A 24,431-nucleotide genomic window follows, 5' to 3' on the forward strand; every position below is an offset into this window, starting at 1 on the left:
ATGACAGCAAAAATTATTGTGTTTGATGATGACCCGACGGGCTCCCAAACGGTGCATAGTTGTCCATTACTATTGCGTTGGGATGTGGACACGTTGCGGTTGGGTTTACGGGATCCGGCCCCCATTCTATTTATTTTGGCGAATACCCGCGCTTTGACAGAACCAGAGGCGATCGCCACCACCACAGCAGTTTGTCGGAATCTCAAAATTGCCCTGACCCAGGAAAATATCCAGGAATATCTGATCGTCAGTCGCTCGGATTCCACCTTGAGGGGCCATTTTCCCGCTGAAACCGAGGCGATCGCCAACGTATTAGGGCCGTTTGATGCCTGTTTTTTTGCCCCAGCATTTTTTGAGGGGGGCCGCATTACCCGCAACGGCATTCACTATGTCCAGGAAAATGAACGCTTGATCCCCGTGGCTGAGACAGAATTTGCGGGCGATCGCCTTTTTGGCTTCCAGAATAGTTTTTTACCCGATTTCATCGCGACGAAAACCCAGGGCGCAGTGACGGCGGCTCAGGTGGATTGTCTCAGTCCAGGGAATTTACCTGAAACTCTCCTTGACTATTTCCGCGAGCTTCAGAATGGCAAATACGTTGTCCTCGACGGCGAACAACAGGCTGATTTTGATCGTCTAGTTCCGGCGCTATTCCAAGCGATTCACCAAGGCAAAAAGTTTCTCTTTCGCAGTGCCGCCAGTTTGCTTACTTCTCTTGCGGATCTTGGCCCCCAACCGATTCCGCCGGAAAAAAGTTTTACCGTGCGGCGATCGCCCCAACCCGGACTGATTATTGTCGGTTCCCACACACAAAAAACAACTGTACAACTCGCGGAATTACTGCAATTAGCAGGTGTTGTCGGCATTGAAATCGACGTAGAGCTGTGCCAAACATCCCTAGGCCGTGATCAACTAGCAGTAGCGATGCTAGAGCAGATCCCCAAAATTCGCCAAGCCGGACAAACCCCCGTACTCTTTACCAGTCGGCAAGTGGTGGCCAGCGACCAAGCCCAACATAACCTTGAATTTGGGAAAAATATCACGGCTCTATTCCTTAAAATTCTTGCCCAGTTGCCCGCAGATCTCGGCTTTGTAATTAGTAAAGGCGGTAACACCACCAATGCGCTGCTCCAAAAAGGTTTGCGGGTTCCAGTGATCCAATTGCGCGGCCAAATCATCCCTGGTTGTTGCCTCGTGCAAACGGAGCATGATCACCCACAATTTCCCCTGTTACCCGTGGTACTGTTTCCTGGCAATGTGGGCGATCACCACAGTCTCGTCACCGCTTACCAACGCCTCCAAATTCCCAGCCAATCAACAATTTAGGCTTTATTTTTCCCAGAAACCATGAACGACATCGAAGCCCAATTTCGTAACTTATTTCAACGCTATGGCGATCCTCACCTTTGGCAACCCGATTCCTCCCACTATCCGGCCCTTGCTGCCCTTTACCACGGCATTTGCGACGGCAACCAGCGGCTGAATCTGACCCGAATCACGTCTCCAGAAGACTTTTGGGAAAAACATTTGTGGGATTCCTACGCCGCTTTGAAACTAGACGTATTGGCGGAGCGTTTAACCCAGCCCCAAAAAGTCATCGATGTGGGCACTGGGGGCGGCTTTCCCGGCATTCCCTTGGCGATCGCCTTTCCTGAGTGGCAAATTACCCTGCTCGATGCCACCCGCAAAAAAATTAATTTCCTCGTTGAACTGAGCCAAACCCTCCAACTGAACACCCTTGGCATCGCTGACCGGGCTGAAACCCTGGGTCAAGACCCAAAATACCGGGAAAGCTATGACATCGCGACGATCCGCGCCGTGGGTAAAGCCTCCCTCTGTGTGGAATATCTCTTGCCCCTACTCAAAATTGGCGGCCTCGCGGTTCTCTATCGGGGTCAATGGTCTGAGGCCGAAACAGAACAACTCCAAGGGGCGATCGCCCAATGTGGTGGTCAACTCCTAGCCGTACAGCAATTTACAACCCCAATCACCCAAGGCCAGCGCACCTGTCTCTACATCGAGAAAAAACAGACCACAGCCCCCCAATTTCCTAGGGCGATCGGCCTGCCGAAACAATCCCCCCTCGCCCCGGTTTAAGCCTTATAGATCAAGCTCCCTGGCCCTCTGTCGAATCTTGTTTACTTAATCCCAAGAGATGGTACCCTGAGTATGGCAAATTTTTACATTTGGTTAAAACTTTAGGAACAAAGCCAGCATTTGGCCTAGAGCGAAACCAATCGATAATAGAGAAGCATGGTAGCTACACAAGAAAAAACTTTAGGTAAAATCACTCAGATCATTGGCCCTGTCATTGACGCAGAGTTCCCCAGTGGCAAAATGCCTCGGATTTATAACGCTTTAAAAATCCAAGGAAAAAACCCCTACGGTCAAGAAATCAACCTCACCTGTGAAGTTCAACAGTTGCTCGGCGACAACCAAGTCCGGGCCGTTGCCATGAGCTCCACCGACGGTCTCGTTCGCGGCATGGATATCCTCGACACTGGTGCTCCCATCAGCGTTCCCGTAGGGAAGAAAACCCTCGGTCGGATTTTCAACGTTCTCGGTGAACCCGTAGACGAAAAAGGCGAAGTTGGCGCAGAAGAAACTTCTCCGATCCACCGCCCTGCTCCTAAGCTGACCGAACTTGACACAGCTCCTTCTGTGTTTGAAACGGGCATTAAAGTTGTTGACCTTCTTACTCCCTACCGTCGTGGTGGGAAAATTGGTCTCTTTGGTGGTGCTGGTGTTGGTAAAACCGTCATCATGATGGAGCTGATCAACAACATCGCCACCAACCACGGTGGTGTGTCTGTATTCGCTGGTGTAGGGGAACGGACCCGTGAAGGGAATGACCTTTACAACGAAATGATCGAATCTGGCGTTATCAACCCCGATAACCTCAACGATTCCAAGATCGCCCTCGTGTACGGTCAGATGAACGAGCCCCCCGGAGCCCGGATGCGGGTTGGTCTGTCTGGTTTGACCATGGCGGAATATTTCCGTGATGTAAACAAGCAGGACGTACTGCTTTTCGTTGACAACATTTTCCGCTTTGTCCAGGCTGGTTCTGAGGTATCGGCACTGCTCGGTCGGATGCCTTCTGCGGTAGGTTATCAGCCCACCCTCGGTACTGACGTTGGGGATCTCCAAGAGCGCATTACCTCCACCAAGGAAGGTTCTATCACCTCGATCCAAGCAGTTTATGTTCCTGCGGATGACTTGACTGACCCTGCTCCGGCAACCACCTTCGCTCACCTCGACGGTACTACTGTACTTTCCCGTGCTTTGGCTTCCAAAGGGATTTATCCTGCTGTGGATCCCCTTGATTCCACCAGTACAATGCTTCAGCCCAGCATCGTGGGTGAAGACCACTACAACACGGCGCGTGCGGTACAGTCTACCCTCCAGCGCTATAAGGAACTCCAGGACATCATCGCGATTCTTGGTTTGGACGAACTTTCTGAAGAAGACCGTCTGACCGTAGACCGGGCCCGGAAGATTGAGCGTTTCTTGTCTCAGCCTTTCTTCGTGGCAGAGGTATTTACCGGTTCTCCTGGTAAGTATGTGACCCTTGAAGAAACCATTGAAGGCTTCAAGCGCATCCTCTCTGGTGAATTAGATGATCTACCTGAGCAGGCGTTCTACCTCGTTGGCAACATCGAAGAGGCGATCGCCAAAGGCAAGAAGCTCAAAGAGCAAGGCTAAACCCTGCTTCGCCTAAGACATCAGGTCAGTGCTACCGTTCTGCGGGGTGCTGACCTTGAACGTCAGAATTTTCCTTATTTTTTGAATTAGATTTAAGCAAATGGCTTTAAAAGTACGAGTGATCACCCCAGACCGGACGGTACTGGATGACAGTGTCGAAGAAGTCATCCTCCCCAGTAGTTCTGGTCAAATCGGTATTTTGTCGGGCCACGCGCCCCTCCTCACAGCCCTCGAATCCGGCGTCATTCGCGTCCGGACCAGTGGTTGGGAGAACATCGCAATTACCGATGGCTTTGCTGAGGTAGAAGCCAATGAAGTAAAGGTGCTGGTTAACACTGCAGCCAAGGGTCAAGACATCGATCTTGAGGAAGCCCGCAAGGCCTTTGAAAGTGCAAAGGCACAACTTGATCAAGTCAATGCGGCAGATCGTAAAGCAATCCTTGATGCCCGCAAAGAACTCAAGCGGACCCGGGCCCGCTACATGGCGGCTGGTGGCATGGCATAGGCAATGTGTCGCCCCAGGGCCAAAAAATTTTGCAATAAAAAGGCAGCCCTAGAGCTGCCCATTTTTTTATAGAAATTAATTACAAAATAACAATCGTAAAAACTTAGATAGTGATTACATTTAAGACAAGCACAGTGGCAATTGACTTTAGTTACTGCCGCTAAAGGCCACTTCAGGGAATTTTGCCTGGGCTTCAGCCATACTGGTCTTTTTGCCATGTTCTTGCCAGTAGTTGATAACTTCTGTGGCTTGGTTGAGCACTTCGATGCGCTCTGCCTCAGAAATCCAGTGCTTCGCTTCTAGTTCGTCTTTTAATTGTTGCCAAGCGTCGTTACGGGGCCAAAAGAAATAGGCGGTCAAAGGACTGGTGCCTTTCCCAACAACTTGATCCACGGCGATCGCCACGTCTTTATCTAACCAAAGTACCTTTAAAAGAAATCTTTCTACCAAAGAAGCCTCCAAACCCAAATTTACACAAGTGGTTTCAAAAATTTACAGTCTATTATTTTACATTGAAGCGGGAGATTTGGATGCCCCCTAGAAAATCTCCTGACGGATTGGGGCAACAAATCCAGAGAAATAAACACTTGTTACCGGGGGCGATCGCCCCAAGCTATGTCATTGTGACGGGCGAATGTTAGACTATTTGCAGATAGATAAAATATTTTTTATCTATACCACCCCGATCAAGAAATCCTGAAGTGGGCCTGACCCGCTTTTTTTGTTGTCTAGATTTCCCCATGGCTCATCCCCTCATCCCCCGAATCGTAACCTGTGCCGAACCCATTGCTGCAGAGTTGGGTTTAGAAGTGGTGGACGTGGTGTTCCAGACGAATAAAAAACCACCAGTCCTCAGAATTGATGTCCGGAATCTCTCCCAAGACACTGGCCTGGAAGATTGCGAGCGCTTCAGTCGCTTACTCGATCCCCAACTGGAAGCCCAAGAGATCATTCCTGGGGCCTATGTGCTGGAAGTCTCTAGCCCTGGCACCGACCGCAACCTCACCACAGATCGAGAGTTTATCGCCTTCCGGGGCTTTCCTGTCCGGGTGAAAACCTATGCTCCTTACAAAGATCAAAAAGAGTGGTGTGGCACCCTCCGGGAACGGGATGAAGCGGCAATCCATCTCAATCTCAAGGGCAAGGCGATCGCCATTCCCCGGGAACTGGTCGCCAAAGTACAACTAGATGACCAACCCTAGTTGCCCCAAACTGCCCCAAGCTTTGTTCATTTATCGATTTTTTCTATCCGTAAATTTCTATGTCCCTTGTTAGTCTCACTGGTTTAAGCGCCCTCGTTGAAGAAATCAGCGATCGCCACAATTTACCCCAAAGTGCTGTCCATGAAGCCCTCCGGGAAGCCCTGCTCAAAGGTTATGAGCGCTATCGCCGTTCCCTAACGCTCAACCAAGCTACCCCCTTCGCTGAAGACTACTTCGATAACTTTGAAGTCGAACTAGACCTCGAAGACGAAGGCTTTCGGGTATTGGCCACCAAGGTGATTGTCGAAGAAGTGGAAAACTCCGATCATCAAATTGCCCTACAAGAAGTCCAAGAAGTCGCCAATGAAGCCCAACTCGGTGATTCCGTAATCCTAGACGTCACCCCCGAACAGAGTGATTTTGGGCGGATGGCCGCGATTCAAACCAAGCAAGTGCTGCTTCAGAAATTACGGGATCAGCAACGCAAACTCGTCCAAGAAGAATTCCAAGAACTAGAAGGGGAAGTCCTCCAGGCCCGTGTCCTCCGTTTTGAGCGGAACTTTGTGGTGATGGCGGTTACCAGCGCCTTTGGACAACCAGAAACCGAAGCCGAATTACCCAGACGGGAGCAGCTCCCCAACGACAATTACCGAGCTAATACCACCTACAAAGTCTATTTAAAACACGTTAAAGAAGGCTCCCACCGTGGCCCCCAGTTAGTCGTTTCCCGCGCCGCCGCAGATTTAGTCGTTTACCTGTTTGCCAACGAAGTCCCAGAAATCGAAGAAGAAATCGTGCGGATTGTGGCCGTTGCCCGAGAAGCGAATCCCCCCGGCCGTTATGTTGGCCCCCGCACAAAAATTGCCGTGGATACCCTAGAGCGGGATGTGGATCCTGTCGGTGCTTGTATTGGGGCGCGGGGATCACGGATCCAAGCCGTAGTTAATGAATTGCGGGGCGAAAAAATTGATGTGATCCGTTGGTCGCCAGATCCAGCGACCTACATTGCCAATGCCCTGAGCCCAGCACGGGTCGATGGGGTAATCTTGGTTGATGCGGAAGAGCGACAGGCCACGGTATTAGTCCCCGAAAACCAACTGAGCCTTGCCATTGGTAAAGAAGGGCAAAATGTACGTTTGGCCGCACGCTTGACGGGCTGGAAAATTGATATTAAAGATAGTGCCAAGTACGAGGCAGAACAAGCCGCCCTCGCCGAACAAGAGACAGCCCCACCCAGTGAAGTGGAGTCGGAAACTGCTGTGCTGCCGGATCAAGCTGAAACGGAACCTTTAGAAGAAGAGGCCACGCCAACGGACGCTTAGATTCCGGGGGGAATTTTGATGTAAAAGGCGATCGCCATTTCAACCATTGCCATGGAGCCAAATCTACGCCGCTGTGTTGCCTGCCGCAAACTTGCCCCAAAACAATCTCTTTGGCGGGTGGTTCGAGTCTATCCATCCCAGCAGGTACAATTAGATCGGGGCATGGGGCGTTCCGCCTATCTCTGTCAATGTCACCATTGTCTAGAAATGGCCCAGCGCAAAGATCGGCTCGGGCGATCGCTCAAAAAGAACGTCTCCCCTGAGATTTATCAAACCCTAAAAGAACGCTTAAATTCTCTCAATTAAAGCTCTGACAATCGCCACTCCTCAAGCCATTATGGACGCGCGATGCTATTTAAAATCATCCCTGAAATTATTCAGATTAAACCTTCTTTTTATTGTTGAACTCTAGCAAGCTCGGAGGCCTTTCCATTCATCATTGCCGCTAATCTCCGTTGGATTTAGATCCCACAATCCACATTAAACCCACCTATCCCTCACTTACCCTCAATTTGTACGACTAGTAGTTAAGGACATTATTGGATGAATAACGAAAAAGTTAGAATTTACGAACTTTCAAAGGAACTAGATCTCGAAAACAAAGACATTTTAGAATTCTGTGGCCAGCTCTCCATTGATGTGAAGAGTCACAGTAGCACCATCACGACAGAAGAAGCTGATAAAATCCGGGCGATCGCCACACAAAAGCGCCCCCAAGCCCCCAAGGCCCAGCGGCCCCAGAGAAAGAAAAAACAAGAAATTCTCTCCGTCCAGCACCAGCCCCAGGGCGCAAAACCCCAGGCTAGTAAATCAGAATCAGCCGACGCAAATCACCCAACCTCAACAGCCAAAAAGCTTGAACGTCCGAAATTGCAGTCTCCTCCGAGTCGAGGAAAGGAGACACCTGCACAACCAGAAGAGTCTCCGGCCAACAATGGAGCCAAAGCTGAGCCAGTGGCCAAGACAACTTCCCCCAAAGCAGAACCAGCAGCCCCCGCTGCCCCGAAACCCAAGCTCATGGGGCCGCCGCCTCGGCCAACCCCCAAATCATCTGCTCCCAAGACGCCCGATGCCAGTCCTGCAACGGCAGAAACAAGCAGTGGGGCAACCCAAGCCGATGTGAGGGCCAAATCCCTCTCGAAAAATACCGCCGAAGCCCCGGCCAAAGCACCAAAATTACGGCCAAAACCGCAAATTGTTGGCACCGTCAGTAAAAAGCCCACCCCCGTTCAAGCGATTGAACCCGAGCTTGACGAAGAACCCGATACCAACAATGTCGAAGGGGATGATGATGCGACCCCAGAAGTCCTTCTCGCTCCCCCCAAGCGTCCCGCCGCAAAACCCAAAAAAGCCATTGGCCCGAAACCCAGCAAACGTAAAGTCTGGGAAGATGAGGAAGAGGACGAATCCGAAAGCAAGAAGACAAAAACCAGCAAACTCAAGCGTCGCCCCGTTGTCATTGATGACGATGACGATGACTTTGGCACAACCACAAACAACAATGCCGAAGTGCCTTCTGTCAGCTTGTCCATTGCCCGTCCCCCCAAACCGAAGAGTGCTTCATCGTCTCCTTCCCCAAGCAAGCCATCACCTTCAAAACCGAAGAAACCAGCGGCGAAACGATCTGGCAGTGGTGGTAGTGGTCAATCTCAGAAAGAACAACGGCGCGATCGCCCTGATGTGAAAACACCACCAGCGGAGATCACCCTCACAGAAACCATGACCCTCCGGGAAATGGCAGATATTCTCTGCATCGCTGAAACAGACATTATCCGTCGCCTCTTTAGTAAGGGGATCGCGATCAACATCACCCAAACCCTAGACTACGACACCGCCCAGATGGTAGCCGAGGAATTTGACGTGAAAGTCATTGCCCCAGAGGTGAAATCAGCGGCTGAAAAATCCACAGAAATGCTGGATGTGGCCGACCTCGAACACCTCCAACATCGTCCTCCAGTCGTCACCATCATGGGTCACGTTGACCACGGTAAAACTACCCTCCTGGACTCCATTCGCGAGACTAAGGTGGCCCAAGGGGAAGCCGGGGGAATTACCCAGCACATCGGTGCTTACCACGTGGACATCGAACACAACGGGAAACCCGGTCAAATTGTTTTCCTCGATACTCCTGGTCACGAAGCCTTTACGGCCATGCGGGCCCGGGGCGCAAAGGTGACAGATATTGCCATTCTTGTTGTCGCCGCCGATGACGGTGTCCGTCCCCAGACCCTAGAGGCGATCCGCCACGCCCAAGCGGCCAAAGTGCCCATCGTTGTGGCGATCAACAAAATGGATAAACTCGGCGCAGAACCGGATCGCGTCAAGCAGGAACTCTCAGAACAGGGCTTAGTGCCTGAGGAGTGGGGCGGCGAAACCATTATGGTGCCCGTCAGTGCCCTGAAGGGAGAGAATCTAGATACTCTCCTGGAAATGATTCTGCTCGTCTCTGAGATTGAAGAACTCTCGGCGAACCCAGATCGTCTGGCGAGAGGCACAATCATTGAAGCCCACTTGGATCGCGCTCGCGGCCCGGTAGCGACTCTGTTAGTACAGAACGGAACCCTACGGGTTGGTGACATCATTGTGGCGGGATCGGTGATGGGTAAAATCCGGGCCATGATTAGCGATCGCGGTGAAAAAGTCACGGATGCAACACCGTCTTTTGCAGTGGAAATCCTTGGTTTAAGTGAGGTACCAGCGGCTGGGGATGAATTTGAAGTCTACTCCAGTGAAAAAGAAGCCCGGGCGATCGCCGACGAACGGGCCGAAGGGAAGCGTCAATCTCGGCTCCAACAGGCCATGTCTTCCCGACGGGTCAGCCTTAGCAGTCTCTCGGCCCAAGCCCAAGAAGGGGAACTCAAGGAACTCAACTTGGTACTCAAGGCCGATGTCCAGGGTTCCGTCGAGGCGATTCTCGGCTCCCTCCAACAACTGCCCCAGGACGAAGTCCAAATTCGTGTCTTGCTGTCTGCTCCCGGTGAAATCAGCGAAACAGATGTCGATCTTGCCGCTGCCAGTGGGGCGATCATTATCGGCTTTAACACGACCTTGGCTCCCGGTGCGCGACAGGCCGCCGAACAAGAAGGGGTTGATATCCGCGAATATAACGTGATCTACCGTTTCCTCGAAGAAATCCAAGGGGCGATGGAAGGTCTCCTGGATCCAGAGGAAGTCGAAGAACCCTTGGGTCGGGCCGAAGTGCGGGCCGTCTTCCCCGTCGGGCGTGGCTCCGTTGCGGGCTGTTATGTCCAGTCGGGTAAGGTCGTTCGTAACCGGATGATCCGCGTGCGTCGGGGTGATGTCGTCGTCTATGACGGTTCCCTCGATTCCCTTAAGCGTGTCCGCGAGGATGTCCGGGAAGTCAATTCTGGCTATGAATGCGGGATTGGCGTCGATAAATTTAGCACCTGGAAAGAAGGGGACATTATCGAAGCCTACGAAATGGTCTTCAAACGCCGCACCTTGGCGGGCCGCACCAGTTAAGCGACGCACATTGTTTAACTGGCGATAATCCTTTAATCCAAAACCTCCTGGACAACTAGGAGGTTTTTTTGGCGATCGCCAATTTCGCTTTCAATTTCACCCTGGGGATTCAGGGAGTCACGTTTCGGTAGGTTTCAAGACAGGATAAGATATGGAATGATCACTCTTTAGTAATTTCAAGGCGTTATTAAAAATGGATGTTCTTTCTTTAGGTTGGGGCGCGCTATTGGCCCTGTTCACTTGGTCGATCGCCATGGTTGTTTGGGCACGTAACGGTTTCTAGGATCGTGGAAACAATTTTTTTGAATTCTCTTTTTTTGGGGGCCCTTGCCTTGCTGCTACTGGTCAGCGGCGGGATCTCCTATCTCACCTTTGTGGAATGGCGCGATCGCCGTCGTCAAGACCGAGATAAACGGGGCAAGTAACCCTCAAACGAACTTGCTTGGCCTTGGCGCCTTTCCCGAAATATCTTTCTTGATCAATCTCCTGTGATGGCAGGGGATTTTTTTGTGGATTTTGTGCCTGGGTAGTTTCTAGAGAAGCACCAGAAAACGAACAATTTCTGCCACAATCAAAGGAAGTACACTTCCCAAAAACCATGGCGATTCCCGCAAACGAAATTGATTTAGCCCGGTATCTCGAACATTCCCTGTTGCACCCAGCGGCCACCGAAGCCCAGGTCAAAGAATGCTGTGAGGCGGCAGTCCAATTTGATTTTCCGGCGGTATGTCTCTACCCAACGGCGATCAAAACAGCCCGGGATTTCTTGCACCAGCGACCCATTCAAATTTGTTCTGTGGTGGGTTTTCCCGCCGGGGCTCATACGACCGCAACCAAACTCTACGAAGCCCAGGAAGCGGTAGAAAATGGAGCAACAGAATTAGACGTCATGCTGAACTTAGCCTTTGTAAAAATGGGGGAATCAGAGAAGCTCTATCAGGAAGTGGCGCAAATCGTCGAGCTGACGAAAGTTCCCATCAAAGGCATTTTAGAAACGGCCCTTTTAACAGACACCGAAAAACGACTCGCCGCAGAGATTTGCCTCGATGCAGGGGTGAGCTATCTCAAAACCTCAACGGGCTGGTTCGGCGGTACAACGGTAGCTGATGTGAAATTACTCTATGGGATCACCAAAGGCCGCATTGGCATCAAAGCAGCGGGGGGGATCAAAACGGTTGACCAGGCGATCGCCTTAATTCAGGCTGGAGCAACCCGCCTTGGCACGTCCCGGAGTATCAAGATTATGCAGGAAAGGGAACAAGTGAGCGATAACCCAACTTGGTAAATACGGCATGTCTTTTAAAGTCACAGGCATCATCCTCAAAGGCAGTCCCCTGGGCGAAGCGGATCGACTGGTGACGATTCTGTCGCCAGAACAAGGATTGGTAAAGGCCGTGGCGCCTGGAGCCCGTCAGCACCGCTCTGCCCTACGGGGGCGCACCGAATTACTGGTGGTCAATGAGTTTGTCTTGACCCGGGGGCGATCGCTAGACCGGATCCAACAGGCGGATATGCTCACCTCCTATTCTGGCCTCAGACATGACTTTGCCAAATTAGCCGTGGGTCAATACCTGGCGGAAGTCACCCATTACCTCGCAGTGAGCCAAACCCCCCAGCCGGAACTATATGAATTGCTTCGGGAACATTTACGCCGCATCGAAGCTTTAGAATTTCAGCCCAGCGCCAGGGTGACCCAGATCATCGCCCACCTAACCCAAGCTCTATTTCATCTGTTGGCGATCGCCGGTTTTGCCCCCCAAGTTCAACATTGCCAGGGCAGTCAAACCCTTATTTCTCCCAACTTTGTTGATCCCCGGTGGCGCATTGGCTTTAGTCACGATCTGGGGGGGATTATGGTGCTGGGCCAGGGAAACATTCGTCCCGATCAACGGCTGACGGCTTTGGAACTAGATATTTTACAAATGCTACCCAACCGTAATTTGCCGGAGCTGCAACGGTGGTCCCAAGCCGAACAAATGGTATTTTCCTTAGAAACGGCTTGGCTCCGGGTTGAACATCTGTTACGGCAGTACCTTGAGCATCACATTGGCAAAACCCTCAAAGCGGCCCCGCTCATCGATACCCTTGCCCCCTTAGCTTTTTAAAGGGCGATCGCTAATTGCTCGCTGCAGCCGGGGTTGGGGATTCTTGGGCCTGGAGTTGTTGCACCCGTTGTTCCACAGCTTCTAAATTTTGTTGGTAACTGGCCCGTCTCGCCTGGGCAAAATCGTAGTAAAAATCCCCTGGTGGAATCGCGTCTAAGGTGACGATCGCCGTTTGCCATTGCTCGATAATTTCCTGCCACTGGGCCACAGAAGCAGGGGGAGTTTCAGCCATTTGGGCGGCCGTTGCCCCCTGGGATAAGCCTGTGATTAGATTGCCAAGACTGCCATTGAGGGACTGGTAATCGGCGAGTTGGGTCTGCACTTCTCCGTACCGAGGCGACCAACGGGGCACGGTTTCTAGGGTGGCGATCGCCTCTTCTAAATTGGCCTGGGCCTGGAGAATCGCTTGGCCAGAGGGATTTTCGCCAGCAGCAAACAGTGATCGAGCCGGATCAGCCAGTTGTGTGGCGGTGGTCAGGGGCGCACAGGAACCAACCACACAGGGACGACTCAAGGCATAGCCTGCGGCCCCCAGAAGGACGAACAACAAACCCGCACCAAGGATTAGGGGGCCTTTTTTGCCGGGGCGATCGCCTTTCCGGGGGGAGGATTCAGTAAATTCTTCCAGCCCTCCATCGGCGGTGGTAAAGCCTTCAAAATCTCCGGTAGGGCCTGTAAACTCTTCTTCTGGGGCGACGTTATCAAACGAGTCTTTTTCTAACTCATTGCCCACGAGCGGAAAAGGATCATCCGTAGCTTCGAGGTCAATATCTTCTGGAAATTCAGATTGTTCAGGGAAATCCGTCGCATTTTCTGGGGACTGCCCATCGAAAACCGGCTCAACTTCAAACTGGGTGAGGGCGTGGAAGGCATAGGGTTCGTTGGCCCCAGTAATCCGCAAATAAATGAGGGTTTGATGCCCTTGGACGCGGGGATCACCCTGGAGGCGATCGCGGATCAGCCGGAAAAGGGGCGGGAGCTCTGCCGGGGCCGGAGCTTGATGTTGCACCAGGACAAGCAACAGACCTTCCTTAAAGAGACAACGCACCTGAATCGGGTCTGTGGGGAAATATTCTGCTTCAAGTTGAGTTTGGAGATCCGCTTGCAGATCCTGGAGATTTAACGGGGCAACATCGGACATAACCGCAAGAACAGCCTATGGACTTGAAATGTCATTGTAAGTAAAGCTCAAAAAAAAAGTCTTGTCAAAAGACCCCGGCGATCGCCAAAGCTCAGTTTATTTAGCGAGGCTGTTGCCGCAAAAATCCACTAAAACTATCAACTCCCCAAGTAAGCAAGAGGAAACAAAGCAAGGTCAGACTGACGCCCCCATAATTAAAGCTGCTCAATTGTTCCATCAAAAGTCGTCCTAGGCCGCCCGCCCCCACAAGGCCGACAATGACCGTTTCCCGTAGACAGACTTCCCAACGATAAAAACTGTAGGCAATAAAATTAGGCAGCGTTAAAGGCACCGTACCGTAGAGCCAAACATTGCCTTCGCTACTGCCTAGGTTCCGGAGAGCATTGAGGGGCGCAGGGGGAACATTTTCAATTACTTCGCCCATTAATCTGCCTAAAATGCCCAGGTTATGAATCCCCAGGGCGATCGCCCCCGGCAAAATCCCCGGAAACATCACAAATACCACCACCAACGCCCAGATGGGAGCTGGGATACTCCGACAAACCAAGAGTATTAGATGGCTCAGGAGCCGTTGTCCCCAGAAAATGGGCCGCTGATTTTTCGCTGCCAAAAAGGCCAGAAAGAATCCGCCCACCCCAGCTAAGGCGATCGCCAAAATAGACATCTCCAGAGTCTGTAGACTCAGGATCGCTAACTGTTTTCCCTGGGCGAAATCGAAACTGACGGTCTGGAGTTGAGTCATAACTTCCCCCAAAAAGTCTTGGCCCCGGCCAGACCAGAGTCGCGACCAATCGGGCTGAATATACCAAAATCCCCAAGCCACTAAACCACTACCGAAAAGCATCGTACCGAGGAGCCAATCCCGCCGCTGTCCCCCCAATTTGTAACGATGACTGTTGAGGTCAAAGCGACTGGTGCAATCCAGCTGTTGCCGCAAAAAATGACTTCCCCAATCCACCACCCCATTCAACGCAATCAGGGCATAAAACAACGTCCAAAGCTGTTCGTAGCGGAGGGATTGTAGGCTTAAATAAATCTCATAGCCCAGGCCCCCAGCACCAATAATGCCCAACACAGCCGCCGAACGCAGGGAACATTCAAAGCGATAAAAACTGTAGGACAACAAATTAAACAAAGCCTGGGGCAAAATCCCATAGAGAAAAGCTTGGGCCGTGGGGACACCGCTATAAATTAAGGCTGCAAAGGCGGCCCGGGGAGTCTCATCAATGATTTCGGCAAAAATTTTCGCCACAATTGCCCCAAAGGGAATGGCGATCGCCCCCAAGGCCACCACCGGATCTAGGCCCCAAACATTAATCAAAATCAGACCCCACACCACCTCATGGATCGAACGGGGTACAGCTAAAAGCAACCGGATGCCGCTTCCTAACCGCTTGCCTTGGGGAAATATCGTCTCCCAGAGTAACTTGGCACTGAGTAGCCCGCCGATAGTACCCACCACCAAACTCAAAAAGGTGCCGCAGATCGCATAGGCAAAGGTGGTCAAGGTTGCCTGGCAGGTCAGTAGAAGAAAGTCCGTTGTTAAATTTGGCTGAAAAGCGGCCCCCACAAATCGCCCAAGGGTACCTAAACCTGGCCATTAAATAAGGCTCCACCCTGAACGGTAACGTCGATCAAACTGCAGGCGATCGCCAGGCCAAAAAGACTAAACCCCCAAGCCTTGGGCTGAACATTTCGGGGCAGCGGCAGGGAGATTCTAAACATCAATGGCAAGATTCGGCGGAGAGTATGGCAAAATTATCAACAAATAATTATTAAACACATTAAGGAAACCCTCATTATGACTCCCTCTTTGGCAAACTTTTTCTATAGCCTCTTGGCTGGCACCTTAGTTGTGGTCATTCCTGCCACCGCATTTTTGATTTTCATCAGTCAGCAGGACAAAATTAAGCGCTAGATATTCCCTTCCAAAACACGAAACTGCGAGGTGGGCATTTTGTAACATTGTCCACCTCTGTTTTCATCTGAGATATCTTATAGTCTGGAAACGGAAGCCGTTAGTATAGAAGGTAGAGTCAAGGGAGATCAACAATGGTTAATTTTGGGCTAAATTCCGCCAGTATCTTGGGGATTGCGCTGGCCGCAGCGGGTGCATCCCTCTATTTTTTACGGTCGGTACGCCCAGAACTTTCCCGCGACCACGATATTTTCTTTGCGGCGGTTGGGCTATTGTGCGGCTTCATCCTCCTGTTCCAAGGGTGGCGTTTAGACCCGATTTTGCAATTTGGTCAATTTCTCCTGTCTGGCTCAGCGGTATTTTTCGCCATTGAGTCAATTCGTCTCCGGGGTTTGGCCACAGAGCAGGCCCGCCGCAATACGCCCATTGTGGACGATGAACGGCCCGTCAGTCGGGTTTATCGGGCGGAGCTGGATCAGATTGAGCCTTACCAGGGGGAAGAACGCTATGAACGTCGGTTGCGGGGCTACCCTGAACCCCGTTCGAGTCGGAGCCGGGGTTACGAAGATGAAGCCCCCCGGGGAACGAGTACCCGACCCAGTAGCCGCCCGACCAATCGTCCCCCGACAGATTATGGCGATCGCCCCAGTGGCCGCCCCACTAGTCGTCGTCCCAGTCGCCCCTCCCCTCCCAGCCGACGCCCCCCCCGTCCGGATCGCTATGAAAATGGTGGCTATGATGCCTATGGCCCCAGCGGTAATGTCACCGATGTCTGGTCAGAAGACGCCTGGGATCAAGGCGATCGCCCCGTCGATGAAACGCCCCGTCGGCCCCGCCGCCCCCGACCTGATGATGAGCCTTCAGCCCCCCGCCGTCCCCGTCGGCCTCGCCCGGATAACTATGGTGCCCCCGACGAAGAAGTGGCCACCGTTGATTACCAACCCATTGATGGGGCTGCCTTTGGTGAGGATCAAGATTGGGATGATCCGGCCCCCGACAATCCAGAAATGCCAGAAGGCGATCGCCCCAACAACCCCGTCAATTTCGACTACTAATTGCCCGAATTTTCTGCCCATTAACGAACGTGTTTAGGCAAACCCCTTGCTTTCTCTGGTTGTTGACAATATTCCTGGGGCTGGGAGGCTGCTCCTTTGGCAACACCCCCTTAACCCCCGTTTCCCTCAATAGCCGCTTCCACGATGAACAGCCTGCGTTGAGTGGGGACGGTCGCTGGTTAGCCTTCATTTCCAATCGCCATGGCACCAGTGAACTGCTTTTTTATGATTTAAACCAAAAGCAGTTTGTGGAGTTGCCTAAGCTCAATCAAAAAAATGCGATCTATGAAAGTCCGAGTCTGAGTCGTACCGGGCGTTACCTCGTTTATCTTTCGAGTCCCCTTGGGAAGCCGGATATTATCCTCTACGATCGAGCGACCCAGCAGTCCGATATTTTGACCCAGGGCTATCGTCATTGGGTGCGGAACCCTCAAATTAGCCCCGATGGCCGCTATGTAGTGTTTGAATCAGCTCGGCGGGGCCAGTGGGATATTGAGGTTTTAGACCGTGGCCCGAATATTGAATTTGATTTACCCCAGGAAGTGATTGTCAATCCGTCGGGTTAACCGCGTCGCCGTAGGCAAGTTGGCGATTGCTTCAGCGGAAAATGTTGAGCCCCATTGCTGTGGGCAATTGTTAACAATGTGAGAAAAAGTCGTCTTGCTCCACCTTGACAGATGAGTAGATCGGAGTATTATGTCATATATCTTAACTTTTATTGACTGTGCGCTCCCTAACCGCCCCACCATGACAGCTAGGGAAGTAAAAATCCGCACCAACGCCATTCGGGCGATCGCCTTTTGCTGCAGAAATAGTATTGAATATGATTAACCCATCAATTTTGAGTCTCGGAGTTGCTGCCTGTGCAACTTGTTTGAGTGTCACCACAAAGGAAGAAATTGTCAAAGTTGCCACGGGATGCGTGGCTATTCTCGCCGGGTTTCTCGCTTTGTGTTACGCCCCCTGGGTCGTTAAGGTACTCGTTATTGCAACGCCGATCATCATCGAGCGCCTCAAAGCCCGTTCTTCTGATCTTTGAATTTCTGTTCGACTTTCTGACTATTGTTCTATTGTTGCGCTGTCGTGACAGAACGAGTCCGGTGGTGCTGACTTAACTGTTGGTCAAACCAAGAAAGAATTCTTTGCCATGCCCACCAGGGATCACTGTCTCCCCAATGGTTTTGACAGTGGCGATCGCTAATGTAACCCACATGGCCCCCAAACTTTGTAATTTGGGTATTGAGGTAAGTATTTCGTTGATCGACATAGCGGAGATCTTCGACAAGATCCGGCGCAAACAGAGGATCATCCGCCGCATACAGCATAAAGGTCGGCCTGTGCAAATCCTGGAGAAAATAAAGGGGACTACTGGCTTCGTAGTAGGCTTGGGTCGTGGTGAAACCTAACTTTGGAATCACGAGATATTGATCAAATTCTCGAATCGTCGTCGCCTTTTCAATGGTTTCAGTCTGGAAAGCGTGGGGATGGTAGCTTTGAAGTTGCCAAGCCAATTTCTGTAAATTTTTGGAGATCGCCTGCTCAAAATAGCATTTGAACGGATGTTGTTCGAGATAACTGAGGGAACGGTGGGATTCTAAACTGGGGCAAATGACAGCACCCGCAAGAATATCTTCTGGTTGCAACCCTAAAGCCTTTAAATCCAATTCCTGGGCTTTTTTTAATCCCCACAAAGCTAATTGTCCCCCCAGAGAATAACCAGCAAAGAAAAAAGGCGGCTTTAACCCCAGTTGTTGTTTGCCCTGGGCCGCTAGACGCACAAAATCTTCGCCTTCGAGGAGACCATCGCTAGTCAAATCAGGGGAGAGGGCTGCTGTTTTGCCATGGGCACGCCAATCGAACAATAAAACACCATAGCCTGCCTGGAAAGCCTTATGAGCGAGAATTTCTAGAAACCATTGGTCTTCTAAACTGCCGGTAATGCCATAGGTAGCAACGATCGTTCCTTTTGAATCACTGGGTTGCGCATATTGGCAAAAAATAGGCGTTTGATTCGCCCCCGTCAGGATCACCTCCCGATACTTTAAAGGAGATGTTTTTGGTTGACTGTGCCACTGTTTCGCAGCACCAAAGGCCGCATAGATTGTCATGGCAATGCCAGACCGTAACCAGAGGGGCGGTTGATAAAACATAAAACTACATCTTGCTATTATTTTTTAGTCGCTTTCTTGGCCAATTGCTTGGCTTTTTTTGCTGCTTTTTTCGCTGCTTCTTGCTCTGCTTCTAGACGTTGTCGTGCTGCTTCTTTTTCTTGTTCGATTTTTTCAAGATAGTAATGATAATCGCCGTTGTAAACAATAAATTCTCCGTCGCGAATTTCGACAATTTTATTGGCGACTTGGGAAATAAAGAAACGGTCGTGGGAGACAATCGCCACGGTGCCGTCATATTCCTTGAGGGCGTTTTCTAACATTTCCTTCGCTGGAATATCAAGGTGATTGGTCGGCTCATCGAGGATTAGAAAATTTGCGGGCCGCAGCAACATTTTTGCCAGGGCTAACCGGGCTTTTTCACCACCACTAAGGGCACCTACTTTTTTGAAAACAGTGTCGCCACTAAAGAGGAATTGCCCTAGGAGCGTCCGGACTTCGCCATTTTTCCAATCGGGTACTTCATCATGAATCGTATCCATTACCGTTTTTTCAAGGTCGAGAGCTTCAGCTTGGTTCTGCTCAAAATAACCAGGAATGATGTTGTGGGTGCCAATTTTAACGTTGCCTTCGTCGTAGCTTTCCATGCCCATGATCATGCGTAGAGTTGTGGACTTGCCGCAGCCATTTGGCCCTAAAAAAGCAATGCGATCGCCGCGTTCGATGGCCAGATTTGCACCGAGAAACAGAATTTTGTCGTCGTAGGTGTGGGTCAAATCCTGAATCGTCACCACCTCCTGGCCGCCCCGGGGCGCTGGGGGAAACTGGAACTTGAGGGTCCGCACATCACTAATGGGCGCTTCGATGCGTTCGACCTTATCCAATAGTTTTTCGCGACTCTTTGCCTGGGTGCTGCGGGTGGCACTCGCCCGGAATTTTTCAATAAATTCCTGTTGCTTGGCCAAGTCTTTTTGTTGGCGCTCAAAGGCAGATTGCTGGGCGTCTTTATTTTCTGCTTTCTGTTGCAAATACTGGGAATAGTTACCGAGGTAAGTGGTCGAAATTCCCCGCTCTGTTTCAACGATTTTCGTACAAAGGCGGTCTAGAAATTCTCGGTCATGGGAAATAATCACCATCGGCGTCTTTAAACCCCGGAGATAATTTTCCAACCATTCAATGGTTTCTAGATCTAGATGGTTGGTCGGCTCGTCTAGGAGGAGAATATCTGGTTCCTGGAGGAGAATTTTGCCCAAACTGATCCGCATCTGCCAGCCACCGCTAAAGGAACTCACCAGGCGATCGCCATCTTCGATCTCAAAGCCCACTTCCGGGAGAATTTTTTCAATTTGGGACTCTAAACGATAACCATCAAGGGCTTCAAATTTTCGTTGGGCCCGGTCAAGCTGGTGGATCAGATCATCTAAATCGGCATCCGGCTCGGCCATTTCATGCTGAATGCGGTGGATTTCATCCTGCACAGCATTGGCTTCTGTAAAAACTGTCCATAGCTCTTCGCGCACAGTGCGCGTCGGCACCACATCAAATTCTTGGGTTAAATGGGCAATACGCAGATCAGCCGGACGAATAATTTCGCCATCCGTCGGCTCCACTTCCCCCATAATGATCTTCATCTGGGTAGATTTTCCTGCACCATTGACCCCCACAAGGCCGACCCGTTCACCCGTTTTCACTTCCCAGTTAATATCCTTGAGAACTTCGCCGGTGGGATAAATTTTGCGGATGTGCTCAAGTCTTAACATCGGGAAAAACTCCTGGTTGGGATCAGCATCAGTCTATAACAAATTGTAAACTTTTTTCGTTCACTCCTTTGCCATGACCCGTAGTAGCCTCTCCCTGGACGCCCCTTTATATGATTACCTCCTGCGCATTTCCCTCAAAGAGCATCCCGTCCTCAAAGAATTACGGGAAATCACGGCCCAACACCCAGCAGCCCGGATGCAGATCGCTCCGGAACAGGGTCAGTTGATGGCCTGGCTCGTGCAACTGCTGGGGGCGCAGAAAACCTTAGATATCGGCGTTTTTACGGGTTACAGTGCTCTCGTTGTCGCCTTAGCGCTGCCGAAAAACGGAAAAGTCATTGCTTGCGATCGCGACCCAAGGCCAACGGCGATCGCCCAAACCTATTGGGAAAAAGCAGGGGTCGCCGAAAAAATTGAACTCCACCTTGCCCCAGCCCTTGAAACCCTAGATTCTCTACTGGCAGATGGCCAAGCGGGCACCTTTGATTTTGCCTTCATTGATGCGGACAAAGGCAACTACCTAAACTATTTTGAGCGGTCTCTCAAATTACTGCGGGTCGGCGGCGTGATTGCCGTTGATAATGTGTTGTGGTCGGGACGCGTGGCTGATCCAGCGGATCAAGACAAACGTACGGTCAAAATTCGCGCTTTCAATGAAGCTTTGTATAATGACCCACGCATTAGTTTAACGGTATTGCCCGTGGCTGATGGTCTGACCCTCGCCCGCAAACTTTAGAAAAATCTGGCTAAAGTACTTCGTCAAAGCCCGCCGCTTTTTTAACGGTGTAGAGGGGACGCTGTTTCACCTCGTCGTAAATGCGGCCAATGTATTCACCGAGAATGCCAAGACAAATGAGTTGCACAGCTCCCAAAAAGAAAATGGCAATGGTGATCAGGGTATAGCCAATTAATTGGGCCGGGGCATTGTAGATCCGCCAAAATAACACCAAAATCATCATGGCGATCGCCACCAGGGCCGTCACCAAACCCAAATAGGTGGCAATCTTTAAGGGTTTACGGGACAGGGAAATAATCCCATCAATGGCAAGCTTCAGGGATTTACGAAAGGTGTACTTTACTTCCCCAGCAAAACGTGGATCCCGGTTGAACTGCACCGCCGTTTGCGGAAAGCCTACCCAGGCCCGGAGGCCGCGAATGTAGCGGTGTTTTTCGGGCATACTGTTGAGAATATCCACCACTTGACGGGACATCAAACAGAAATCCCCCGTATCCGTGGGAATGGAAACATCGGTGAATCGATTTAAAATCCGGTAAAAACCATAGGCCATGAGCTTCTTAAACCAGCTTTCTCTGGCCCGACTCACCCGCTGGGCATAGACCACATGGTAGCCCGCCCGCCATTTTTCAATTAGTTGAGGAACCAGTTCGGGGGGATCCTGGAGATCAGCGTCCATGATAACGACCGCCTCCCCTTGGGCATATTGCAAACCGGCGGTGACCGCGATTTGATGGCCAAAATTTCTCGCCAAACTCAAGTAGTGGACCCTGGGATCCCTTTGGTGTAATTCGTCCAAAATGGCGAGGGAACGATCCTGGCTGCCATCGTCGATTAAAACCAACTCTGCGGGGCCATCTAACTCTTCAATGACCTGGACAACGCGCCGATACATTTCCGGAAGATTCGCTTCTTCGTTGTACACCGGGATGATGATGGAGTAAGTAATCATCGAAGGCAGGGGAGATGGGTTGAGAAAATAGTTCTAGAGAATTTTGCCGAGGTGGTTCAGGGGCCAAAATTTAAAAATGGCATGGCCAATAACATTATCGGCAGGGACAAAGCCCCAGATATGGGAATCATTGCTGTTGTTGCGATTATCACCAAGGACAAAAAAACTGTGGGGTGGCACCGTTAGGGTCGGCAATTCATAGTCAGGCGACGCAGCAATGAAGGGTTCCGTTAAGGGCGTTTGGTCAACATACACGGTGCCATTGTGAACGGATACAGTTTCACCGGGGGTGGCAATAATTCTTTTGATAAACGCTTGTTGGGGATCGTAACCGAGGAGTTCTAATTGAGGGGGCGTCCGGAAAACCACCACATCACCCCGATGCACGGGCTGGAATCGATAGGAGAGTTTTTCGACAATAATGCGATCGCCTAAATCGAGGGTCGGCAGCATCGAACCGGAGGGGATATACCGGGGTTCCGCGATAAACCAGCGCACCACCAAGGCGATCGCCAGGGCAATGACTAGAATGCGAATATTTTCCCAGAGGGCGGCCCATGGTTTCGGTTGTTGATTTGTGCTGAGGTGTTTGCCCTGATCGCCCATGGGTCTCCGTGAAATTTGATACGACGGCTCTATATTGTGGCACGTTCGCTTCGTTTCAGTACAGTTCCCCACAGCCAAAACAGGAAACGGCGCAGGGATGCGGGCGCTTGGGTTCCCCAGAGATTAATCGCGATACAAACTGCCCCAAAAGCAGGCAGGAGGAAGGTGGGCACCATCACAACGCCGACCAGGAACCATGTGCTGACATGGAGCACCATTAGGGTTACGCCCCCATAAACGGCGATCGCATTTCTTTGGATCAAACTGGGGGAAGCTTGGCGCACCACGTACACCAAGGTCAAAAAACTCAAAATCAGGTTAAAGGGAACCAAACCGCCACAAATGGCAAGACAATGGCACCGGGAAAATTCACACAACTGCTCAAAAACGCTACTCAATTCGAACACGGCAATATTCAAAGGCTCTTAAAAAAAAGATGATGTTATTGATCTGAGCCTAACGAATTCTTAGGAACTTTTACCTAACGTTTTATGAAGTCTTCGCCCTTAAAAACCTTACCCATTGGCGATCGCCCCGCAACCCTAGCCCTAGAAATATTTCACATTGCGCTCAAAATTTTCCCCAAGGTAATACTGCCGCACAAGGGGGTTGCTATAAAGCTCTTCTGTCGTTCCCGCCGCAAGAATCTCCCCGTCCCGCATGATGTAAGCACGGTCAGTAATCGCAAGGGTTTCGCGGACGTTGTGGTCGGTGATCAAAATCCCCATGCCCCGTTCCCGCAGTTGGGCCACAATTTGTTGAATTTCAGCGACAGCAATGGGATCAACCCCAGCAAAGGGTTCATCAAGCAGGAGAAATTTCGGCCCTTGACCGCCAACGGCTAAGGCGCGGGCTAGTTCGGTACGCCGTCGTTCGCCCCCTGACACCAGACGACCGCGGGTATTCACAATGCGGTGCAGCCGAAATTCGCTCACCAGTTCCTTGAGGCGATGTTGCTGTTGGCGGTGGGACAAAGGGGACTGTTCGAGAACCAGTTGAATATTTTCCTTGACCGTTAAATTCCGAAAAATGCTGGGTTGCTGGGTGAGATAACCAATGCCTAGTTTTGCCCGCTCATCTAGACTTAGGGGCGTAATGTTCTGCCGTTGGAGCCAGACGCGCCCTTCATTGGGTTTAATCAGACCCGTTGTAATGTAAAAGGTAGTGGTTTTCCCAGCACCATTTGGCCCCAGAAGGCCGACAATTTCTCCTTGATTTACTTTTAAATTGACACGGTTAACAATGACGCGTTTGCCATAGGTTTTACGGATGTTTTCGAGAACGATGGTCACGGTTTATTCGTCTTCGGGGAGGGTAATGGGAGCAGGGGTGCGGGATTGACTTGTCGGGGGCTGTTCGGGAATGAGATAGCTGGCTTCTACTTGTTCGCTGCGGCCTGGGGTGGCGACAAAACGTCCTTCGTCGATGGAATAGGTCATTTGTTCTGCCCGGAGACTATTGCCATCCTGGAGGACATAGACGTTGCCGCTGAGCACTAGTGTACGTTCTTCTGAAAAATATTGGGCCTGGGCCGCAGTAGCCTGGAGATTGCGGGCGGGATAATTGATCCGCACATTGCCCCGGGCCGTGATAATCCCCGTTTCGGTATTCGCCTCTTGGATATCAGAACGCACCGTGAGGGCATTGGCATTTTGGGCTTGGGCGGCCTGCTGGGGGGGAAGCTGACTGACCGTGGCGGCGATCGCCAAGGAGAGTCCCCCAAATCCATAAATCATTCGATTACCAAAGCCCTTGACCGTCATAATTGTTGTACCTGCTAAAAAGACTATGCGCGCTGGGTGCGGCTATTTACCCTAAAGACGCAACGATGGC

Annotated in this window: 29 protein-coding genes; 18 read left to right on the plus strand and 11 right to left on the minus strand. The window is 51.2% G+C overall.

Translation table 11 applies throughout. The features are described from left to right. The 4 genes from AACQ84_RS03785 to atpC all read left to right on the plus strand — a co-directional run bounded on the left by AACQ84_RS03785 (position 1) and on the right by atpC (position 4,210). Positions 1-1,326 carry a four-carbon acid sugar kinase family protein gene (locus AACQ84_RS03785; protein ID WP_012306376.1) on the plus strand — a complete coding sequence of 442 codons (1,326 nt, stop codon included), beginning with the start codon at positions 1-3 and terminating at the stop codon, positions 1,324-1,326. Positions 1,327-1,347: 21 nt separating this feature from the next. Then, a complete protein-coding gene (gene rsmG, locus AACQ84_RS03790) occupies positions 1,348-2,097 on the plus strand; it encodes a 16S rRNA (guanine(527)-N(7))-methyltransferase RsmG (protein ID WP_012306377.1) in 750 nt (249 codons plus the stop codon). Between the two features lie 156 nt (positions 2,098-2,253). After that, positions 2,254-3,705 (plus strand): F0F1 ATP synthase subunit beta, encoded by a 1,452-nt coding sequence (gene atpD / locus AACQ84_RS03795; protein ID WP_012306378.1) that lies wholly within the window; start codon positions 2,254-2,256, stop codon positions 3,703-3,705. A 100-nt stretch (positions 3,706-3,805) separates the two neighbouring features. Beyond that, positions 3,806-4,210 carry an ATP synthase F1 subunit epsilon gene (gene atpC, locus AACQ84_RS03800; protein WP_012306379.1) on the plus strand — a complete coding sequence of 135 codons (405 nt, stop codon included), beginning with the start codon at positions 3,806-3,808 and terminating at the stop codon, positions 4,208-4,210. Between the two features lie 147 nt (positions 4,211-4,357). On the opposite strand, the gene AACQ84_RS03805 is transcribed toward atpC, so the two are convergent. Continuing rightward, positions 4,358-4,660: a 30S ribosomal protein PSRP-3 gene (locus AACQ84_RS03805; RefSeq protein WP_012306380.1), complete on the minus strand. Its 303-nt coding sequence runs from the start codon at positions 4,658-4,660 to the stop codon at positions 4,358-4,360. Positions 4,661-4,950: 290 nt separating this feature from the next. Here AACQ84_RS03805 and rimP point away from each other — a divergent pair, with 290 nt between their 5' ends. From rimP to recO, 8 genes are all read left to right on the plus strand, one after another. Beyond that, positions 4,951-5,412 carry a ribosome maturation factor RimP gene (rimP, locus tag AACQ84_RS03810; protein WP_030005977.1) on the plus strand — a complete coding sequence of 154 codons (462 nt, stop codon included), beginning with the start codon at positions 4,951-4,953 and terminating at the stop codon, positions 5,410-5,412. A gap of 59 nt (positions 5,413-5,471) precedes the next feature. Then, the gene (gene nusA, locus AACQ84_RS03815; RefSeq protein ID WP_012306382.1) at positions 5,472-6,734 is read left to right on the plus strand and encodes a transcription termination factor NusA; all 1,263 of its coding nucleotides are present in this window, start codon (positions 5,472-5,474) and stop codon (positions 6,732-6,734) included. Positions 6,735-6,785: 51 nt separating this feature from the next. Continuing rightward, a complete protein-coding gene (locus tag AACQ84_RS03820) occupies positions 6,786-7,040 on the plus strand; it encodes a YlxR family protein (protein WP_012306383.1) in 255 nt (84 codons plus the stop codon). 237 nt (positions 7,041-7,277) lie between these two features. After that, positions 7,278-10,217 (plus strand): translation initiation factor IF-2, encoded by a 2,940-nt coding sequence (gene infB / locus AACQ84_RS03825; protein ID WP_012306384.1) that lies wholly within the window; start codon positions 7,278-7,280, stop codon positions 10,215-10,217. Between the two features lie 193 nt (positions 10,218-10,410). Then, positions 10,411-10,500 (plus strand): cytochrome b6-f complex subunit PetN, encoded by a 90-nt coding sequence (petN, locus tag AACQ84_RS03830; RefSeq protein ID WP_071819460.1) that lies wholly within the window; start codon positions 10,411-10,413, stop codon positions 10,498-10,500. A 19-nt stretch (positions 10,501-10,519) separates the two neighbouring features. Beyond that, positions 10,520-10,642 (plus strand): hypothetical protein, encoded by a 123-nt coding sequence (locus AACQ84_RS03835; RefSeq protein ID WP_254903393.1) that lies wholly within the window; start codon positions 10,520-10,522, stop codon positions 10,640-10,642. Positions 10,643-10,815: 173 nt separating this feature from the next. After that, positions 10,816-11,502 (plus strand): deoxyribose-phosphate aldolase, encoded by a 687-nt coding sequence (gene deoC, locus AACQ84_RS03840; protein WP_012306385.1) that lies wholly within the window; start codon positions 10,816-10,818, stop codon positions 11,500-11,502. Between the two features lie 7 nt (positions 11,503-11,509). Further along, a complete protein-coding gene (recO, locus tag AACQ84_RS03845; RefSeq protein ID WP_012306386.1) occupies positions 11,510-12,322 on the plus strand; it encodes a DNA repair protein RecO in 813 nt (270 codons plus the stop codon). Positions 12,323-12,332: 10 nt separating this feature from the next. Here the strand turns inward: recO and AACQ84_RS03850 are convergent, their stop codons facing one another. The 3 genes from AACQ84_RS03850 to AACQ84_RS03860 form a co-directional block, all read right to left on the minus strand. Next, the gene (locus AACQ84_RS03850; RefSeq protein WP_012306387.1) at positions 12,333-13,463 is read right to left on the minus strand and encodes a hypothetical protein; all 1,131 of its coding nucleotides are present in this window, start codon (positions 13,461-13,463) and stop codon (positions 12,333-12,335) included. Between the two features lie 100 nt (positions 13,464-13,563). Continuing rightward, complete coding sequence (locus AACQ84_RS03855) at positions 13,564-15,033, minus strand: PhnE/PtxC family ABC transporter permease (protein WP_012306388.1); 1,470 nt, start codon at positions 15,031-15,033, stop codon at positions 13,564-13,566. Positions 15,034-15,050: 17 nt separating this feature from the next. Beyond that, positions 15,051-15,188, minus strand: a complete 138-nt coding sequence (locus AACQ84_RS03860; protein ID WP_156785466.1) for a hypothetical protein — start codon at positions 15,186-15,188, stop codon at positions 15,051-15,053. A 76-nt stretch (positions 15,189-15,264) separates the two neighbouring features. Between AACQ84_RS03860 and psbX the strand changes: the two genes are divergently transcribed. From psbX to AACQ84_RS03885, 5 genes are all read left to right on the plus strand, one after another. Continuing rightward, positions 15,265-15,381 carry a photosystem II reaction center X protein gene (psbX, locus tag AACQ84_RS03865; RefSeq protein WP_030005983.1) on the plus strand — a complete coding sequence of 39 codons (117 nt, stop codon included), beginning with the start codon at positions 15,265-15,267 and terminating at the stop codon, positions 15,379-15,381. Between the two features lie 134 nt (positions 15,382-15,515). After that, positions 15,516-16,436, plus strand: a complete 921-nt coding sequence (locus AACQ84_RS03870; protein WP_012306389.1) for a Ycf66 family protein — start codon at positions 15,516-15,518, stop codon at positions 16,434-16,436. 29 nt (positions 16,437-16,465) lie between these two features. After that, the gene (locus AACQ84_RS03875) at positions 16,466-17,002 is read left to right on the plus strand and encodes a TolB family protein (RefSeq protein ID WP_012306390.1); all 537 of its coding nucleotides are present in this window, start codon (positions 16,466-16,468) and stop codon (positions 17,000-17,002) included. A 130-nt stretch (positions 17,003-17,132) separates the two neighbouring features. Continuing rightward, positions 17,133-17,267: a hypothetical protein gene (locus tag AACQ84_RS03880; protein ID WP_254903392.1), complete on the plus strand. Its 135-nt coding sequence runs from the start codon at positions 17,133-17,135 to the stop codon at positions 17,265-17,267. After that, positions 17,260-17,475 carry a hypothetical protein gene (locus AACQ84_RS03885; RefSeq protein WP_012306391.1) on the plus strand — a complete coding sequence of 72 codons (216 nt, stop codon included), beginning with the start codon at positions 17,260-17,262 and terminating at the stop codon, positions 17,473-17,475. The genes AACQ84_RS03880 and AACQ84_RS03885 overlap by 8 nt, the downstream gene beginning before the upstream one ends. A 28-nt stretch (positions 17,476-17,503) precedes the next feature. Here AACQ84_RS03885 and AACQ84_RS03890 read toward each other — a convergent pair whose 3' ends face one another. Further along, complete coding sequence (locus tag AACQ84_RS03890; protein WP_012306392.1) at positions 17,504-18,586, minus strand: YheT family hydrolase; 1,083 nt, start codon at positions 18,584-18,586, stop codon at positions 17,504-17,506. A 17-nt stretch (positions 18,587-18,603) separates the two neighbouring features. Continuing rightward, positions 18,604-20,304, minus strand: a complete 1,701-nt coding sequence (locus tag AACQ84_RS03895) for an ABC-F family ATP-binding cassette domain-containing protein (protein ID WP_012306393.1) — start codon at positions 20,302-20,304, stop codon at positions 18,604-18,606. Between the two features lie 73 nt (positions 20,305-20,377). Here AACQ84_RS03895 and AACQ84_RS03900 point away from each other — a divergent pair, with 73 nt between their 5' ends. Then, complete coding sequence (locus AACQ84_RS03900) at positions 20,378-21,040, plus strand: class I SAM-dependent methyltransferase (RefSeq protein WP_012306394.1); 663 nt, start codon at positions 20,378-20,380, stop codon at positions 21,038-21,040. A 10-nt stretch (positions 21,041-21,050) separates the two neighbouring features. Here AACQ84_RS03900 and AACQ84_RS03905 read toward each other — a convergent pair whose 3' ends face one another. The 5 genes from AACQ84_RS03905 to AACQ84_RS03925 form a co-directional block, all read right to left on the minus strand. Further along, on the minus strand, positions 21,051-21,992 hold the full coding sequence (locus AACQ84_RS03905; protein WP_012306395.1) for a glycosyltransferase family 2 protein: 942 nt from the start codon (positions 21,990-21,992) through the stop codon (positions 21,051-21,053). A gap of 33 nt (positions 21,993-22,025) precedes the next feature. Beyond that, the gene (gene lepB, locus AACQ84_RS03910) at positions 22,026-22,598 is read right to left on the minus strand and encodes a signal peptidase I (protein ID WP_012306396.1); all 573 of its coding nucleotides are present in this window, start codon (positions 22,596-22,598) and stop codon (positions 22,026-22,028) included. 29 nt (positions 22,599-22,627) lie between these two features. After that, on the minus strand, positions 22,628-23,005 hold the full coding sequence (locus tag AACQ84_RS03915) for a hypothetical protein (RefSeq protein WP_232318863.1): 378 nt from the start codon (positions 23,003-23,005) through the stop codon (positions 22,628-22,630). 141 nt (positions 23,006-23,146) lie between these two features. Then, complete coding sequence (gene lptB / locus AACQ84_RS03920) at positions 23,147-23,890, minus strand: LPS export ABC transporter ATP-binding protein (RefSeq protein ID WP_012306398.1); 744 nt, start codon at positions 23,888-23,890, stop codon at positions 23,147-23,149. A gap of 3 nt (positions 23,891-23,893) precedes the next feature. Continuing rightward, positions 23,894-24,361 carry an LptA/OstA family protein gene (locus AACQ84_RS03925; protein WP_012306399.1) on the minus strand — a complete coding sequence of 156 codons (468 nt, stop codon included), beginning with the start codon at positions 24,359-24,361 and terminating at the stop codon, positions 23,894-23,896. Between the last annotated feature and the right edge of the window lie 70 nt (positions 24,362-24,431).

Origin of the sequence: Picosynechococcus sp. PCC 7002 (assembly GCF_963860125.1) — a bacterium.
Taxonomy (GTDB): domain Bacteria; phylum Cyanobacteriota; class Cyanobacteriia; order Cyanobacteriales; family MRBY01; genus MRBY01.